The 15899-nt window shown below is 74.2% G+C and carries 11 protein-coding genes and 1 tRNA gene; 7 read left to right on the plus strand and 5 right to left on the minus strand.

Going from position 1 to position 15899, the window contains the following annotated elements:
* Positions 1 to 5 precede the first annotated feature (5 nt).
* A complete protein-coding gene (locus ACIQWA_RS23100; RefSeq protein ID WP_360242888.1) occupies positions 6 to 563 on the minus strand; it encodes an FHA domain-containing protein in 558 nt (185 codons plus the stop codon).
* A 46-nt stretch (positions 564 to 609) separates the two neighbouring features.
* Positions 610 to 1461 carry a DUF3662 and FHA domain-containing protein gene (locus tag ACIQWA_RS23105; protein WP_360242891.1) on the minus strand — a complete coding sequence of 284 codons (852 nt, stop codon included), beginning with the start codon at positions 1459 to 1461 and terminating at the stop codon, positions 610 to 612.
* Positions 1462 to 1894: 433 nt separating this feature from the next.
* On the opposite strand from ACIQWA_RS23105, the gene ACIQWA_RS23110 reads away from it, so the two are divergent.
* A tRNA-Leu gene (locus ACIQWA_RS23110) sits at positions 1895 to 1978 on the plus strand.
* 106 nt (positions 1979 to 2084) lie between these two features.
* Here ACIQWA_RS23110 and ACIQWA_RS23115 read toward each other — a convergent pair.
* Together ACIQWA_RS23115 and ACIQWA_RS23120 are read right to left on the minus strand one after the other, a co-directional pair.
* Positions 2085 to 3233: a sensor histidine kinase gene (locus ACIQWA_RS23115; RefSeq protein ID WP_402485223.1), complete on the minus strand. Its 1149-nt coding sequence runs from the start codon at positions 3231 to 3233 to the stop codon at positions 2085 to 2087.
* Positions 3230 to 3880 carry a response regulator gene (locus tag ACIQWA_RS23120; protein ID WP_402485251.1) on the minus strand — a complete coding sequence of 217 codons (651 nt, stop codon included), beginning with the start codon at positions 3878 to 3880 and terminating at the stop codon, positions 3230 to 3232. The genes ACIQWA_RS23115 and ACIQWA_RS23120 overlap by 4 nt, the downstream gene beginning before the upstream one ends.
* Before the next feature lie 342 nt (positions 3881 to 4222).
* Between ACIQWA_RS23120 and ACIQWA_RS23125 the strand changes: the two genes are divergently transcribed.
* Together ACIQWA_RS23125 and ACIQWA_RS23130 are read left to right on the plus strand one after the other, a co-directional pair.
* Positions 4223 to 6052, plus strand: coding sequence for a phosphatidylglycerol lysyltransferase domain-containing protein (locus ACIQWA_RS23125; protein ID WP_402485226.1), 1830 nt, complete (start codon positions 4223 to 4225; stop codon positions 6050 to 6052).
* A 269-nt stretch (positions 6053 to 6321) separates the two neighbouring features.
* Positions 6322 to 7038, plus strand: a complete 717-nt coding sequence (locus tag ACIQWA_RS23130) for a hypothetical protein (RefSeq protein ID WP_360242900.1) — start codon at positions 6322 to 6324, stop codon at positions 7036 to 7038.
* A 55-nt stretch (positions 7039 to 7093) separates the two neighbouring features.
* On the opposite strand, the gene ACIQWA_RS23135 is transcribed toward ACIQWA_RS23130, so the two are convergent.
* On the minus strand, positions 7094 to 9958 hold the full coding sequence (locus ACIQWA_RS23135) for a SpoIIE family protein phosphatase (protein WP_402485228.1): 2865 nt from the start codon (positions 9956 to 9958) through the stop codon (positions 7094 to 7096).
* Between the two features lie 216 nt (positions 9959 to 10174).
* Here ACIQWA_RS23135 and ACIQWA_RS23140 point away from each other — a divergent pair, with 216 nt between their 5' ends.
* The 4 genes from ACIQWA_RS23140 to ACIQWA_RS23155 all read left to right on the plus strand — a co-directional run bounded on the left by ACIQWA_RS23140 (position 10175) and on the right by ACIQWA_RS23155 (position 15662).
* Positions 10175 to 11404 (plus strand): rhodanese-like domain-containing protein, encoded by a 1230-nt coding sequence (locus tag ACIQWA_RS23140; RefSeq protein ID WP_402485231.1) that lies wholly within the window; start codon positions 10175 to 10177, stop codon positions 11402 to 11404.
* A gap of 137 nt (positions 11405 to 11541) precedes the next feature.
* Entirely contained in the window at positions 11542 to 12201 is a 660-nt protein-coding gene (locus tag ACIQWA_RS23145; RefSeq protein WP_402485233.1) for a DUF5819 family protein, read from the plus strand.
* Positions 12202 to 12212: 11 nt separating this feature from the next.
* A complete protein-coding gene (locus ACIQWA_RS23150; RefSeq protein WP_402485235.1) occupies positions 12213 to 13469 on the plus strand; it encodes an HTTM domain-containing protein in 1257 nt (418 codons plus the stop codon).
* A gap of 84 nt (positions 13470 to 13553) precedes the next feature.
* On the plus strand, positions 13554 to 15662 hold the full coding sequence (locus ACIQWA_RS23155; protein ID WP_402485237.1) for an FUSC family protein: 2109 nt from the start codon (positions 13554 to 13556) through the stop codon (positions 15660 to 15662).
* Positions 15663 to 15899: the final 237 nt, after the last annotated feature.

The raw sequence follows: 15899 nt of genomic DNA on the forward strand, positions 1-15899 counted from the left end.
CGCTACTACTTCCGCAGTTCGATGACGGTCCTGCCGATACGGATCGGCGTCCCCGGCTGGAGCGGAGTGGGCGCGGTCAGGCGCTGCCGGTCCAGATAGGTGCCGTTGGTGGAGCCTAGATCCTCGACCGTCCACTGCCCAGTCTGATCCGGATAGATCCTGGCATGCCGGGAGGACGCGTAGTCGTCGTCCAGCACGATGGTCGAGTCGTGCGCGCGGCCCAGCGTGATGGTCTGGCCCTGCAGCGCGACCGTCGTCCCGGCGAGCGAGCCCTGGACGACCACCAGCTGGGTCGGGGCGCCGCGGCGGCGGCCGCCGCCGCCCTGGGTCGGGGCCGCCGGGGCGCTGTTGCCGGGGGCAGGGGCCGCGGGACGTCCGGGTGCCGTGGCGGTCGCCGCGGCACCGCCGGACGCGGTGGCGGCACCGCCGCCGCGACGGGAGCTGCGGGGGTTCACCTTGGTACCGAACAGGTCGCTGCGGATCACCTGGATCGCGACGATGACGAACAGCCACAGCACGGCCAGGAAGCCCAGCCGCATGACCGTGAGGGTCAGTTCTGACATGGCCGTCCCGCCAGTCGGTGAGCGAGGCGCGCGAACAACTCGGACACTACCCTTCGACCTGCCGGTAGACGATGGTGGTGGAGCCCACGACGATTCGGGAGCCGTCGCGGAGCGTAGCGCGCTGGGTGTGCTGCCCGTCCACCACGATGCCGTTGGTGGAGCCCAGGTCGAGGACCATCGAAGGGGTGCCCGGGCGGATCTCGGCGTGCTTGCGGGAGACCCCGGGGTCGTCGATCCGCACGTCCGCCTCGGTCGAGCGGCCGAGCACGCAGGCCGCGCCGGTGATCTGGTGGCGGGCGCCGTTCACCTCGATCCAGCGGCGGACCGAGGTGCCGTGGCCGGCACCGGGGAAGGCGCGGACGTTGCCGCCGGCCGGAGGGCCCGGGGGCATCGCGGGGGGCGCGGCCGGCGGCGGGGGCGCGTTGTACTGCCCGGCGCCGCCCTGCTGCCACGGTGCGCCGGGGGCCGGTGCGGCCGGCTGGCGGTCGTAGCCGGGCTGCTGCGGGGCGAACTGCTGGGGCTCCTCGGAGGCCAGGGTGCGGCTGCGCACCCGGTAGAGGCCGGTGTCCAGGTCGTCGGCCTTCTCCAGGTTCACCTGGAGCGGGCCCATGAAGGAGTACCGCTGGGCCTCGGCGTACTCGCGGACCATGCCGGCCAGCTCGGTGCCGAGCTGCCCCGAGTAGGGGCTGAGCCGCTCGTGGTCGTGCGGGCTGAGCTCGACGATGAAGTCGTTCGGCACGACGGTGCGGTCGCGGTTCCAGATGCTCGCGTTGTTGTCGCACTCGCGCTGCAGAGCGCCGGCGATCTCCACGGGCTGGACCTCGGACTTGAACACCTTGGCGAAGGTGCCGTTGACGAGACCCTCCAGCCGCTGCTCGAACTTCTTCATCATCCCCATGGGGCACCCCCTTCCAGGGTTCGTTCGCCTGCCTGCCGACCGGGGCCCGCCGGGGAGGTGTCCTCGGGGGAGTCGGTCGTGCCTACTTGCGGTACTTCCGTACTGATCGTATCCACGCCGGGCCCTTCCGTACGGTTCCCGGACCGCGTGGTGCCGGGGGGTGGGCTCGGACACACAGGGTGACGCATTCCGGGTACGGCACGCCAGGTCTGCCCGTCGGAGCGGTGCACCGCGCTTCGCCCGCCCGTTCGTCGCGCGGCCGTTCGGACGTGGTCGGTCTCCCCGGGAAACGGATTCGGAGCAGCCCCCCAGGTCGTGCTACTGTTTTCCACGTCGGAAGGGCCGCCCGGAAGGGAGCCGGACCGGGGAAACGCGAAGACCACATGGTACCGAGCGGCTCCGCGGAACGGACGGCAGTGAAGACAACACCCATGCGCGGGTGGCGGAATAGGCAGACGCGCTGGATTCAGGTTCCAGTGCCCGAAAGGGCGTGGGGGTTCAACTCCCCCCTCGCGCACAGCGAAGCCCCGCAGATCTTCGGATCTGCGGGGCTTTTTTGTTGCCCCGGAGGTCCCGCCCCGGCCCGGCCCCGTGCGGCCCCGGAGGGCCGGGCCGGCGGGCCGTCAGGACTGGCCGGCCGGGAGGTCGGCGCGGACCTCGAAGCCGCCGTCCTGGGTCGGACCGGCGGTGAGGGTGCCGCCCAGCAGCTGGGCCCGCTCGCGCAGCCCGACCAGGCCGTGGCCGCCGCCCGGCAGGGTCTCGGCCGGGCGGACCGGCGGCGCCTCGTTGCGGACCTCGACCCGCAGCCGGCGGCCCTTCGCCCGCACCCGCACGTGCACCACCGCCTCCGGGGCGTACTTGGTGATGTTGGTGAGCGCCTCCTGGACGGTGCGGTAGGCGGCGCGTTCGACCGCCTCCGGCCACGGGCGGTCGCCGGGGTTCAGCTCGGAGTCGGCGGTCAGGCCGCTCTCCGCGATCAGCCGGGGCAGGTCGGCCAGCCGGGGCTGCGGGGCGAGCGGGGCGTCCGGGCGGGGGCCGCCGGTGCTGCGCAGCACCCCGACCATCTGGCGCAGCTCGTCCAGGGTCCGGACGGACAGTTCGCGGATGGTGCGGGCGGTCGTCGCGGCGGCCGGGTCGGTGGTGCTCACCTGGAGCGCGCCGGCCTGGATGCTGATCAGGCTGACCTGGTGCGAGACCACGTCGTGCATCTCCCGGGCCAGCCGGCCGCGCTCGCTGATCAGCACCCGCTCGGCGAGCAGCCGGCTCTCCCGCTCCTGGCCGCGGGTCAGTTCGTCCAGACGGGCGGCCAGCTCCCGCCGGGTGCGGGAGAGCAGTCCGGTGGCGGCCGGGCCGGCCGAGAGCATCACGGCCTGGATGGCGTCCAGGGCGGTGTTCCGGCTGAGCTCGATCACCGGGTTCGGCAGCGGCCAGTGGAAGAAGTCGACCAGGGTGAACAGGGCCGCGCAGGGAAACAGCACCTTGGCCCTGGGGCGTTCGGTGGCGACCGTGTAGACGGCCGTGATCGGGGCCAGCCAGATCGCCTCCACCCAGGTGCCCGGCATGGTGAGCAGCAGCACCGTGACCGGGAAGCGGCGCCGCCAGAACAGCGCCACGGCGGCCAGTACGGAGAGCGTCACCTGCCACCAGGTGGAGTCCCGGGACACCAGGGCGGCGTCCATCAGGGAGTAGAGGACGGGCAGCAGCACCATCAGCCAGGGGGCGGTGCACCAGGCCGGCAGCCGTCGGGGCGGCAGCTGGTCGGCGGCCGTCATGCCCCGTCGCCGGGCTTGGGCCGCACCAGGCCGGCCCGGTGGGCGAGCACGGCGGCCTGTACCCGGTTGGCGGCGCCGAGCTTGCCGAGGATCGCGCTGATGTGGTCCTTGACCGTGCCGGTGCCGAGGAAGAGCCGGTCGGCGATCTCGGCGTTGGACAGGCCCTCGCCGAGCAGGGCGAGCACGTCCAGCTCGCGGCCGGTCAGGGTGCGGGCCAGCGCGGTGGCCCCGGCGTCCGGGCCGCCGCCGTCCACGTAGCCGCCGATCACGGTGCGGGTGACGGTCGGGGAGAGGATGTTGCCGCCCGCGGCGAGCACCCGGACGGCGTGCACCAGCTGCTCGGGGGCGGTGTCCTTGAGCAGGAAGCCGGTCGCGCCGGCCCGCAGCGCGGTGCCGATGTACTCGTCGGTGTCGAAGGTGGTGAGCATCGCGACGGCCGGCGGGTCGGGCAGGGCGCGCAGCCGGCGCAGTACGGAGATGCCGTCGAGGTCGGGCATCCGGATGTCGAGCAGCACCACGTGCGGGCGCAGGCGCTGGACGTGCTCCTCGGCCTGTCCGCCGGAGCAGTCGCCGACCACCTCCAGGTCGGGGGCGGAACCGACGATCAGGCCGAGGCCGGAGCGGACCAGGATCTCGTCGTCGACGATCAGCACGCGGGTGGTGGTGATGGGGGCCTCCTCGGTTCGGGCGGCCGGGTTCGGTCGGTCCGCGGGGGTCGCTTTTGAGAGTAGGGGTAGCCGGGGCGGGGCGCCGAACCCATGGGGGTAAGAACCCCCGCCGTTCGGCGGGGGTGTGAATCCGCTACCCGGTTCACGCAATTTTCAGGAATGGTGCGGAACCATGGAGTTGGCTGCCCTTTCTCCGGTCGGCCGCTCGACGCGGGCGGCCGGTGGGCAGGGGTGGCCGGTCAGCCCGTCGGGCCTGTGCCGGCGCCCGGCGCCGGGCCGCGTGCGGATGCGCCCCACCATCTGATCGTTTGGAATTGAGCTGTGTCGTCCACTGTGAAGTCGGAGCCGTCCGCCACCTCTGCCGGGCCCCGGCCCGACGGACCGCTCGACCGCTGGCGCCCGCGGGCCGCGGCAGCCTCGGTCTGGTACCTCAGGCTGCTGGCGCTGCTGAACCTGGCGACCGTGCTGCTGGTGCCCTGGGGGAACCAGGTCAGCGAGCACAACGAGGGCGAGTACTTCACCCCGTACCTGATGACCTCCGGCCTGGCGGCCGCGGTGCTGTCGGTCTTCCTGGCGGTCGCGATGCGGCGGCGCAAGCGGGCCGCGTGGATCTTCAATGCGGCGCTCAGCAGCGTCTTCGCGCTGCTGTACCTGGCGGCCATGGTGCTGCCCGGCGAGCGCTTCAACAAGCACCCGCTCAACTACGTCTCCACGGTGCTGACCTGCCTGTTCGTGCTGGCGCTGCTGATCGGGCGCAAGGAGTTCACCTCCAAGGGCGACCGCTCCAACCCGAAGACCGCGGCGGCCACCTTCGTCGGCGGGCTGTTCTTCGGCGGTGCCGTCGGCGCGCTGCTGGTCTGGATCACCAACCAGCTGAACGGGGCCGGCTGGTGGGACCTCTTCCGCTACTCGGTCGGTCGGATGATCACCATCAACCCGTCCGAGCACCTGCGCTCCGTGATCATGGCCCCGACCTGGGTGAACGCGGCGATCAACGCGATGGGCGCGGCGCTGTTCCTGCTGGTGCTGTACGTGGCCTTCCGCAGCCCGCGCGGCAAGGAGCTGCTCAACCCCGAGGACGAGGCGAAGCTGCGCGGCCTGCTGGACAAGCAGGGCGAGCGGGACTCGCTCGGCTACTTCGCGCTGCGCCGGGACAAGGCGGTGATCTTCTCCCCCAGCGGCAAGGCGGCGGTGACCTACCGGGTGATCGGCGGGGTCTCGCTGGCCTCGGGCGACCCGATCGGCGACCCGGAGGCCTGGCCGGGTGCGATCGAGGCCTGGCTGTCCGAGGCCCGCGAGCACGCCTGGGCGCCCGCCGTGATGGGCGCCTCCGAGGAGGCCGGGGTGATCTACGCCCGGCACGGGCTGGACGCGCTGGAGCTGGGCGACGAGGCGATCGTCGAGCTGGACGAGTTCTCGCTGGACGGCCGGGCGATGCGGGTGGTCCGGCAGGCGTACAACCGGGTCAAGCGGGCCGGGTACACCGTGCGGATCCGCCGGCACGAGGACATCTCCGAGCAGGAGATGGCGCGGCTGGTGTCCAAGGCCGACGAGTGGCGCGACGGGGCGACCGAGCGCGGCTTCTCGATGGCGCTGGGCCGGCTCGGCGACCCCGGCGACGGCCGCTGCGTGATGCTCGAGTGCAGTGACGGGGACGGCGAGCTCAAGGCGTTGCTGAGCTTCGTCCCGTGGGGCCCGGACGGGCTCTCGCTGGACCTGATGCGCCGGGCCCGGGACACCGAGAACGGCCTGATGGAGTTCATGGTCATCGAGCTGCTGCAGCGCGCCGAGGAGGTCGGGCTCAAGCGGGTCTCGCTGAACTTCGCGATGTTCCGCTCGGTCTTCGAGCGCGGGTCCCGGCTCGGTGCCGGTCCGGTGCTGCGGCTGTGGCGCTCCGTCCTCGGCTTCTTCTCGCGCTGGTGGCAGATCGAGTCGCTGTACCGCGCGAATGCCAAGTACCGGCCGATCTGGGAGCCGCGCTACCTGCTGTTCGAGAAGAGCAGCGAGATTCCGCGGATCGGTATCGCGAGCGCGCGCGCCGAGGGCTTCATCGTCGCGCCGAGCCTGCCCGCCCTGTTCCGGCGCCGGCACGCCGGGCCCACCGTGGTGGCGCCCCGGCTGCCGGTGACGGCCCGGGACGGGAAGGGGTAGCCCTCCGTCGGGGGGCGGAGGGGGGCCGGGGGCGGAGAACGCCATCGGTCGTACGGGGGGTCCGGAGGGGGGATCCGTCTCCCTCCTGAGGATGACGTCGATCCCCATCCATGCCGATGTGGATTTGTTAACAGGCTTCTAATGTGGGAGTAGCTGACAAGTCCGGGGATTCGGGAGAAACGGTTGTGATTCACAGAACCCACGCGGGGGGCGTGCGAAAGGGGCCGCTGGCGCTAGCCAGAAAGGCCGCTGTCGCCGAGTGGGGAGCGTTGTACCTGACGGTCCGCGGCGCGGTGGTGCGCAAGAAGTTCGCCGCCTTCCCGCTGGCCACGGCGGCGACGTTTCTGATCCTGCTGTTCAGCATCGTCCAGCACCTGCCGGGCGGCGAGCGGTTCGTCAACCACATCGGGGTGGTGCGGGCCTCGCTGCCGCTGGAGGTCTCGCTGCTGCGGACGCCGCTGTCGCTGTACGTGCCGGCCCTCGACCTGCCGGTGTGGGGAGCACTGGCCCAGGTCTTCGTGGTCTTCGCGATCGCCGAGGTCGTGCTCGGCCGGCGGATGACGCTGGTGGTCGCCTACGCGTGCACCCTGACGGGCACGCTGTTCGCCCGGGTCGGCGTCGCGATGGGGCCGAGCCACCTGTTCGGCTTCCCGAAGTGGGTCGCCTACGTGCGGGACACCGGGCCCTCGGCCGCGGTGGTGGCGCTGGCGATCTGCATCGCGTTCCGCACCCGGGCCTGGTTCACCGCCGCCACGGTGGTGGTGCTGATGGTCGGCGAGGCGGTCGTGCTGCCGAACCTGGCGGGCCTGGAGCACGTCGTCGCGGTGATCACCGCGCTGCTGATCGCCGTCTCGGTCGAGGTCTTCGGGGACTTCTGGCCGCGGGTGCTGGCCGGGGTCGGCGCCGCCACCTCGGTGGCCACCTCGGCCTCCCGGGAGGTCGCGGTGGAGGCCCGGCGCCGTTCGGCGGGGGCGCTCATCCCCTGAGGGACGCTTCACCTTTCCTGTCGGCCGCGTACGGGGCGTTGCCCGTACGCGGCCGTCATGCGTGCGGGAGGGGCAGCTCGAACCAGACGACCTTGCCCACCGCCTTGCGGGCGGTGCCCCAGTGTTCGGCGAGTTTGGTGACCAGGGTGAGGCCGCGGCCGGTCTCGCCGAGCTGCTCGGCCGGTTCCAGCGAGGGCAGGTTGTGGTTGTCGTCGCTGACCTCGACCAGCAGCTTGTCCACCCGGATCAGCTGGAGCTGCACCCGGTCCCGGGCGACCCGTACGGCGTTCGTGACCAGTTCGCTGACCAGTAGCTCGGTGGTGTCGCTGAGCGCCTCCAGGTGCCAGGCGGCCAGCTGCTCGCGGACCAGCGAACGGGCCCGGCGGACCTCGCGCTGGTCCACGGTGAGGTCCCAGGTGGCCACCTCGGACGGGGCGACCCCGTCGAAACGGGCCACCAGCAGGGCGACGTCGTCCTTGCGGTCGTCCGAGTGCAGCCGGCGCAGCACCTCGTCGCAGGCCTGCTCGGGGCTCTGCTGCGGGTCGATCAGGTTGCCGCACAGCGCGGCCAGGCCCGCCCCTATGTCCCCGCCCCGGACCTCGACCAGTCCGTCGGTGCACAGCACCAGCATCGAGCCGTCCGAGACGTCGATGGTCTTGGCGACGAACGGCACCCCGCCGACGCCGATCGGCGCGCCGGCCGGGATCTCCAGCAGTTCCCCGCTGCCGTCCGGGTGCACCAGGACGGGTGGGACGTGGCCGGCGCTGGCCAGCTCGCAGGTCCGGTTGATCGGGTCGTAGACCGCGTACAGGCAGGTGGCGAGGTGGTCGTCGCCGAGCTTCTGGGCCAGGTTGTCCAGGTGCCGGAGCAGCTGACCGGGCGGCAGGTCCAGGGCGGCGAGGGTCTGCATCGCGGTGCGGAAGCGGCCCATCGCGGCGGCCGAGTGGATGCCGTGGCCCATCACGTCGCCGACCACCAGGGCGACCCGGCTGCCGGGCAGCTGGATCGCGTCGAACCAGTCGCCGCCGACCTCGGCCTTCGGATCGCCGGGCAGGTAGCGGTGGGCGATCTGCACACCGGGGATCTGCGGTGGGCGGGTCGGGATCATCGAGCGCTGGAGGGTGGTGGCGACCCTCGCCTCGGCGCGGTGCAGCCGGGCGTTGTCCAGCGACAGCGCGGCCCGTACCGCCAGCTCCTTGAGGGTGGCGGCGTCGCTCTCGTCGAAGGGGGCGCGGTCCGGCAGCCGGAGCAGCTTGAGGATGCCCAGCACGGTGCCCCGGGCGGACAGCGGGACCACCAGCATCGAGCGGCCGGAGACCACCGGGGCCAGCCGGGCGCCGCCGAGCGCGATCGCGTAGTCCACCGCGACGTCCGCGCTGACCACCGGGACCAGCACCGGCTGGTTCAGTTGCAGGGCCATCCCGGGCGGGGTCCGGCGCGGCATGCTGACCAGCGAGCCCTCGGAGAGCACGTGGTCCCAGGCGCCGCCGGTCTGGTTGAAGACCAGGGCCACCCGGCGCAGCATGGTGTCGTCGTCGGGGCGGGAGACCGGCAGCTCGGAGTCCGAGATCAGGCCGTCCACGAGGTCCACGCAGGCGAAGTCGGCGACCCGGGGGACCAGCACCTGGCACAGCTCGTGGGCGGTGAAGCCGAGGTCCAGGGTGGTGCCGACCTTGCCGCCGACCTCGTTCAGCAGGGCCAGCTGTTCGCCGGCCTGGCCGTTGGTGAGGAACGGGCCCAGCCGGCCGCTCGATGGTCCCTCGCCGCCGGCGGGGGCGGGGACGGCGCCGGGCGGGGCCTGGTCGGGGCGGCGCGGCGGGAGGCCGTGGGCGGACGACTCGACGGCGGCCTGCGGCTCGATGGTGGCTCCTCCTCCGGTGCGTGGGGGTGCTGCCTCCCGGCCGGGGGCCGGGAGCGGGGCGGGCGGGGCACCGACGGCCGCGGTGGGCCGCTCGCCGGGGGCGTAAGGGGCGGGGTCGCGCCGGGCCGGGCCGTGGGGCGCCGGTTCGCGGTGGACCGGTTCGCGCTGGACCGGTTCGCGCTGGGCGGGCAGCGGGCCCTGGGGACGGCGGCCGGACGCGGACTGGTCGCCCTGCGGCGGCGCACCGAGCCGGGCCGCGCGCTGCTGGGGCGTCGGGTAGCGGCGGCCCAGGCCGGCGGCCACGTGGGCGGTGCCGGTCTGCGGATCGGAGGGCAGCACCGGCAGTACGGTGGTCGCGTCCAGCCGCAGCGCGGGCAGCCCGCCCAGGGCGGCGGCCTCGCGCAGCGGGGCCCGGAGGGCGACGGGCAGCAGCCGAGCCAGCGGCTCGGGCAGCTCGGCGGCGGGCGGGGTGAGGGCGGCGGTCAGCCCGTGGAAGCCGCCCCGGGCGCCGGGCGTCGCGGTGAAGGGCAGCAGGCGCTCGCCGAGGGCGAGCCGCGGCCCGGTGGTGCGCAGCGGGCGGGCGTCGGTGGCGAGCGCGAGCAGTCCGCCGGCCGGGCCGGGCAGCGGGTAGGCCCACCAGAGCACGTCGCGCTGGTGCTCCTCCCGGTCGGTCACGGTGAGCCGCCCGGCCCAGGGGCGGCCGGCCGCGGTCAGCTCGGCCAGGGTGTCGAGGGCGTCGCAGCGGCGGCGCACCGCGCAGCGGCCGAGCACCCGGGACTCCAGGGCCGGCAGCAGGCCCGAGGCCGGGCGGTCGGTGGCGGCCTCGGCGCGGTGCCCGAACAGTTCCTCGGCGGCCCGGCTCCACTGGGCGATCCGGCCGGCCCGGTCGACCACGACGAGGGCGAGCCGGACCAGGGCGGCCACGCCCGGAGGGTGGTCGCCCGGCGCGGTCTCGGCGCCCGCCGGAAGCGGTGTGGAGTTGGACTCGGCCACCATGGATTCGGTCTGCTCCCGCCTGGCCGCCGCGCCCGGGGCGGCCGTTTCTCCGGAGGAAGGCACGCTGTGCGGATACCAGCGAAGCACGGACCGGGCCGGGCCCGACACCGAAACGGGGAGATTCATCAGGATCGGTTGCGTGTCACGCGCCGCGCGCCGGTTCGTACGCCCGCTTCACCCGGACGGCGGCGCGGACCGCGACGGTAGGGTGGCAGGCCGGGCCGCCCGCGCGGTGGCTCCGAAGGAAGCCGGCCGGACGGACGAGACAGAGGTGAGATCGTGACCGCGCAGAGCCCTGCCCGCTGGACGGACCCGGAGCAGCAGGAGCTGGAGGAGCGGGTCGCCGCCGCCGAGCTGGCCTGGCTCAGCATGGACGTGGACGTCCAGACGCTGCGGGTCGAGATCGACAACTTCGCGCTGATCCACCACCAGCTGCTCGGCCCGCTCTACGCCCGGCTGGACGAGCTCGACGCGCTGGTCGCCGAGGCCGTCGCGGCCCGCACCGGCCACCCCGACGACCTGCGCCGGGCCGCCGAGGCGCGGCAGCAGGTCGAGGACCTGCCCGACCTGGACGCGCTGTTCGACTCGGTGCGCTCGGAGCGGGAGAGGACGGGCGAGGGCGCGGACGAGGCCGTCCCGCCGCCGCCCGCCGCGCCGGCCCGGGTGCGGCCCGGGAAGGAGGCCCAGCGGATCTACCGCGAGCTGGTCCGCCGCGCCCACCCGGACCTCACCACCGACCCCGGCGAGCAGCAGCGCCGGGCGGACTTCCTGGTCCGGGTCAACGAGGCCTACGCCTACGGGGACACCGTCGCGCTGGAGGGCCTCGCCGCCGAGTGGTCCACCGCGCCGGAGGCCGCGCCCGCCGTCGACTCCCCCGACCGGCTGGGCTGGCTGCGCCGCCGGCTGGACTGGCTGACCGCCAAGATCACCGAGACCGCCACCGAGCAGGTCCGGCTGGAGCAGACCCCGATGGGCCAGCTGCTGGCCCTCGCCCCGCAGGACCCGGACCGGCTGCTGGAACAGCTCGCCGAGGAGCTGCTCGCCAAGGCCGCCGCGCAGCAGGCCGAGCTGGAGCGGCTGCTCGGCACCCCGGATCCGGCCCGCCGGCCGACGGCGGTGGGCGACAATGGCACCCGCCCCACCGACTCCACCGACCCGTACCGAGCTCAGGAGAGCCCCACGATGTTCGCGCAGATCCCCTCCACCGACGCCGCCTCCGTGCCGGCCGACGCCGCCCTGCTGGACGTGCGCGAGCAGGACGAGTTCGACGCCGGCCACGTGGACGGCGCGCTGCACATCCCGATCGGCGAGGTGATCGCCCGGATCGACGAGCTGCCGGAGGACAGGCTGTACGTGCTCTGCCGGGTCGGCGGCCGCTCCGCGCAGGTCGTCCAGTACCTGGTGCAGCAGGGCCGGGACGCCGTGAACGTGGACGGCGGGATGTACGCCTGGGAGGGGGCCGGCCGTCCGATGGTCAGCAGCACCGGACAGGCCGCCTTCGTCCTGTAGGACCTGTAGGACCTGGAGGACCTCTGCGACCTCCAGGACCTCCGGAACCTCCGGTGCCCGCCCGGTGACGGGTAGGGCAGGATGGGCGCGCGACGCGCCGGTACCGGCCGGCGGCGCGCCGACCGGGCGGGGAGGCCATGACGGGGACCACGGACCGGGCCGCCCCGGGGAGGGTCTGGTCGACGCCCGCGCAGCTCGTCCTCGGCCTGGCCGCCGCGGTGCTGGTCAGCGGCACCGGGCTGTTCCTCGCTGCGGTGTTCCTGCACGTCGCCCCCGCCAACACGCTGTCCCGGCAGTACCGGGACGAGGTCGACGGGATCGTCTACCCGGAGTTCGAGCAGAACTGGAAGCTGTTCGCCCCCAACCCGCTGCAGCAGAACGTCAGCGTGGACGCCCGGGTGCGCACCGTCGCGGACGGCGGCGCCACCCGCACCCGGGACTGGACCGGGCTGACCGCGCAGGACATCGCGGCGATCCGGGGCAACCCGGCGCCCAGCCACGTCGACCAGAACCTGCTGCGCCGCGCCTGGGACTTCTACGACGGCTCGCACGACGCCCAGGACGGGAAGCCGACCGGCTCGCGCGGCAGGCTCGCCGAGCAGTACCTCAAGCGGATCGCGTTGCAGCGGATCGGCCGGGAGGTGGACGGCGAGCGGGTGCTGGAGATCCAGTTCCGGGCGACCACGGCCACCGTGCCGCCGCCGTCCTGGAGCGGTGAGTCCGCGCCGCCCGCGCCCAGGGTGCGGGAGCTGCCGTGGTGGCCGGTCGGGGACGAGGACTACCGGGGGCTGGGGTGAACGAGGGAGCGGTGGAGCCCGTGGCGCCGGCCGGGGAGGCCGGGCCGGTGGAGCCGCTGCTGGACGGCGTGCCGCGGCAGGGTGGACCGCCCGGCGCCCCGGCGGGCCCCGGGCCGGTCGCGGTGGCACGCGGGCCGGTCGCGGCCCTCGGGCGGGCGATGGAGGCTTTCAGCGGGCGGACGCTCGGACGGCACCAGGCCGCGGTGGTGCGGATCGGCTTCGGGCTGGTCTGGCTCGCCTACCTGCTGCGCGAGTGGCCCAACCGGCGGGTGCTGTACGGCGACCGCTCGCCCTGGTCGATGGAGCTGGCCCAGCGGCTACTGGCCGACGACGGGGCGTTCACCGTGCTGCCCTGGTTCGGCGGGCGGCTCTGGTTCGAGCTGGTCTACCACCTGGCCCTGCTGGCCGCCCTGGCGGTGCTGCTGGGCTGGCGGACCAGGGCGAGCACCGTGCTGTTCCTGGTCACCGTGCTGTCGCTGCAGAACCGCGACGTCCTCCTCGGCGACGGCGGCGACAACGTCGTCCACCTGATGGCCGTCTACCTGGTCTTCACCCGGTGCGCCGAGGTCTGGTCGCTGGACGCGCGCCGGGCCCGGCCCGGGCGGGGCGGGGTGGTGCTCTGGGCCCTGCTCGGCGCGGCGCTGGCGGTCTGTCAGGCCGGCGACTTCTCCGGGGACAGCCTCACCTGGACCGGGCCGGCCTTTCCGTACCTCGGCTGGGCGCCGCTGTTCTGGGGGCTCTGGGCGGTCGCCGGGATCTGGTGGACGCTCGGCCGGCTGCGGCCGGCGGGCGAGCCGCGGGCCGTGCTCGACGCGCTGGCGAACATGGTGCACAACTGCGCGATGCTGGTGATCGCCACCGAGGTGGCGCTGGTCTACGCCACGGCCGGCTGGTACAAGGTGCAGGGCTCGCGCTGGCAGGACGGCACGGCGCTGTACTACCCGCTGCACCTGGACTACTTCGCGCCCTGGCCGGGGCTGTCCGCGCTGGTCGGCTCGGCGCTGCTGCCGGTCTTCCTGATCTCGTACGGCACGGTGATCCTCCAGGTCGCGTTCCCGTTCACGCTGCTCAACCGGCGGGTCAAGAACGTGCTGCTGGCGGTGCTGATGGTGGAGCACCTGGGGATCGCGGTGGTGCTCGGGCTGCCGGTGTTCTCGCTCGCGATGGTCGCGGCGGACGCGGTGTTCCTGCCGACGGGTGCCCTGCTGTGGGTGGCGGCGCGGCTGGGGCGGCTCGGGCGGCGGTGGCGCAGGGCCACGGTGGCGTAGGGCAGCGGTGGCGGAGGCTGATGGCGGGGTAGGGCAGCGGTGGCGGAGGCTGATGGCGGGGTAGGGCGTGTCTAGGATGGCGGTATGTCCTGGTTCGCCGCCCTTCGTGACACCGCGCGGACCGGACTCACCCTCGACCGGGCGCTCACCGACCCCAAGCGCGCGCTGCGCGGGGCGGTCGCCGTGGCGCTGGTGCTCTTCCCCACGCTCGCCCTCGGCGGGGTCGGGCTCGCCACCTCGGCCGCGATGGGCGCGTTCATCGCCGGCTCGGCCACCTTCCAGCGCAGCTTCCGGCCCCGCGCCAGCCTGGCCGTCGCGGCCGGGGTCGGGCTCGGGATCAGCACCTTCCTCGGCTACCTCGCCGCCGGGGTGTACGGCCTGTTTCCGGTGCTGCTCGCGGTGTGGGCCTTCGGCGCGGGACTCGCCTGGGCGATCGGCCCCACCGCCGGAGTGGTCACCGCGAACACCCTCTCGGTGATGCTGATCGTGGTCCAACTCCCGGTCAGCGCGGCCGCCGCACTCGGCCACGGGCTGGTCGCCGCGCTCGGCGGCGTCGTCCAGGCCGTCGTCATCACCCTGTGGCCGATCGGCAGTTGGAGCGCCCAACGGGCCGCGCTCGCCGACACCTACGCCGAACTCGCCGACTACGCACGCCGGTTGCGTCAGGACCCGACCGCGCACGTGGACCCGGAACCGTTCATGACCGCCCGGCGCGCCTCTGCCGTCACCCCCTGGCAGGACCGCCACCGGCCGCCCGAACTGCGCGGCCTGCGCGGCATCGCCGAACGCATCCGCCCCACCCTCGCCGCGCTCGCCGACCCCAAGGTCGGCGCCCCCGAGGAGGGGCCGGAACGCGACCGGGCCCGGGAGGTGCTGGCGGCCGCCGCCGAGGTGATGGACGCCCTCGCCCGGGCCGTCCGCACCGGCGACCCCGTCCGGCTCCCCCGGTCGGCGCCCGCGCTGACCCTGGTGCGGCCGGACCAGGGGGTGCAGCTGCGAGGAGCGGCCCGGCGGTCCGCCCGGCGGCTCGGCGGGCTGCTGCGGAAGGCGGCGGACACCCTGGACCGCAACGACGAGGACACCATCACCACGCCCGTGGTCGGCGCGGGCGGGGCGCTGCACAAGCCGTCGATCTCGCGGATGCTGCCGGTCGCGCTGCGGGCCGTACGGCGGCAGCTGCGGCCGCGATCGGCGATCTTCCAGCACGCCGTCCGGCTCGCCGGGGTGGTCACCGCCGCCTACCTGCTGGCCCGGCTGGCCGGGTTCCACCACGGGTACTGGGCGCCGATGACCGCGGCCATGGTGATGCGGCCCGACTTCGCCCAGACCTACAGCCGGGGGGTCGCCCGGCTGGCCGGGACCGTGGTCGGGGTCGCGGTCTCGACGCTGGTGGTGCAGTTGGCCCACCCCGGGGAGTGGGTGCTGGCTTCGCTGGCGGTGCTGTGCATCGGTGGGGCCTATCTGGCGTTCCGGACGGGGTACGCGCTGACCACCGTCGGGATCTCCTCGTACGTGGTGTTCCTGCTCGGGCTGCAGGCCGGGGATCCGCTGGTCACGGCCTTCGAGCGGGTGGGGCTGACGCTGCTCGGGGGGTCGCTGGCGCTGCTGACGTACGCGCTGTTCCCGACCTGGCAGACCGCGCGGCTCGGGGAGCGGCTCGCCGAATGGCTGGCGGCGGCCGGGCGGTACGCGGCGGAGGTGGTCGCCTGCTACGAGGATCCGGCGGCGCCGCGGGGGCGGGCGGTGCGGGCGGCGCTGCTGGACTCGCGGGAGGCGCGGTCGGAGCTGTTGCAGGCGATGCAGCGGGCCGATGCGGAGCCGGGGCGGCATGAGTCGGGGCTTGATGGGGTGAGTCGGCGTCAGATCGAGCGGGCGCGGGCGGCGGTGGGGCACTTGGGGCGGGCGGCGGTGTTGTTGGAGGCGCATTTGCCGGGGGCCGATGCGGAGCCCGTGCCGGGGACGGCGGAGTACGCGGAGGAGTTGCGGTTGGCGACGGCGTTGGCGGCGGGGGCGTTGTTGACGGGGCGGGCGGTGGAGTTCTCGGGGGTGCGGGAGGCGCAGGTGCGGTTGGAGGAGGGGTTGGGGGAGGGGGGTGCGGCGGGGGTGCAGGGGGATGTGGTGCGGGCGGGGACTCGGTTGGTGGGGGTGGCTTTGCGGGATCTGGAGAGGGCTTTGCGGGGGGCGGGGGGCTAGGGGTGAGGGGGCCGCTGCGCGGGGCTGGGGTGTGGGGGTGGGCTTTCGGGAGGGTGGGTGGGTCCGGGGGCGGGTCCGGGGGTGGGCGCTCCGGGGGCTGGGTGATTTTCGGACCGCCGACCCTCATCGATGAGTGCTGGGCGCCGTTGGCGGTCTGAAAATCACCCGTCACGCCCCTCTCCGCACCCACCCCCTCCACCGCCCCCTCCCGCAGCGCGTCCCTCTCGCCTGGGTCGG

It is taken from the genome of Kitasatospora sp. NPDC098652 (assembly GCF_044760155.1).
In the GTDB taxonomy this organism is placed as follows: domain Bacteria; phylum Actinomycetota; class Actinomycetes; order Streptomycetales; family Streptomycetaceae; genus Kitasatospora.

Bases quoted from the DNA above. Each gene is read 5' to 3' on its own strand.
- ACIQWA_RS23100 (WP_360242888.1), bottom strand. From the start codon at position 563: ATGTCAGAACTGACCCTCACGGTCATGCGGCTGGGCTTCCTGGCCGTG.
- ACIQWA_RS23115 (WP_402485223.1), bottom strand. From the start codon at position 3,233: ATGACGGCCGCCGACCAGCTGCCGCCCCGACGGCTGCCGGCCTGGTGC.
- ACIQWA_RS23105 (WP_360242891.1), bottom strand. From the start codon at position 1,461: ATGGGGATGATGAAGAAGTTCGAGCAGCGGCTGGAGGGTCTCGTCAAC.
- ACIQWA_RS23155 (WP_402485237.1), top strand. From the start codon at position 13,554: ATGTCCTGGTTCGCCGCCCTTCGTGACACCGCGCGGACCGGACTCACC.
- ACIQWA_RS23145 (WP_402485233.1), top strand. From the start codon at position 11,542: ATGACGGGGACCACGGACCGGGCCGCCCCGGGGAGGGTCTGGTCGACG.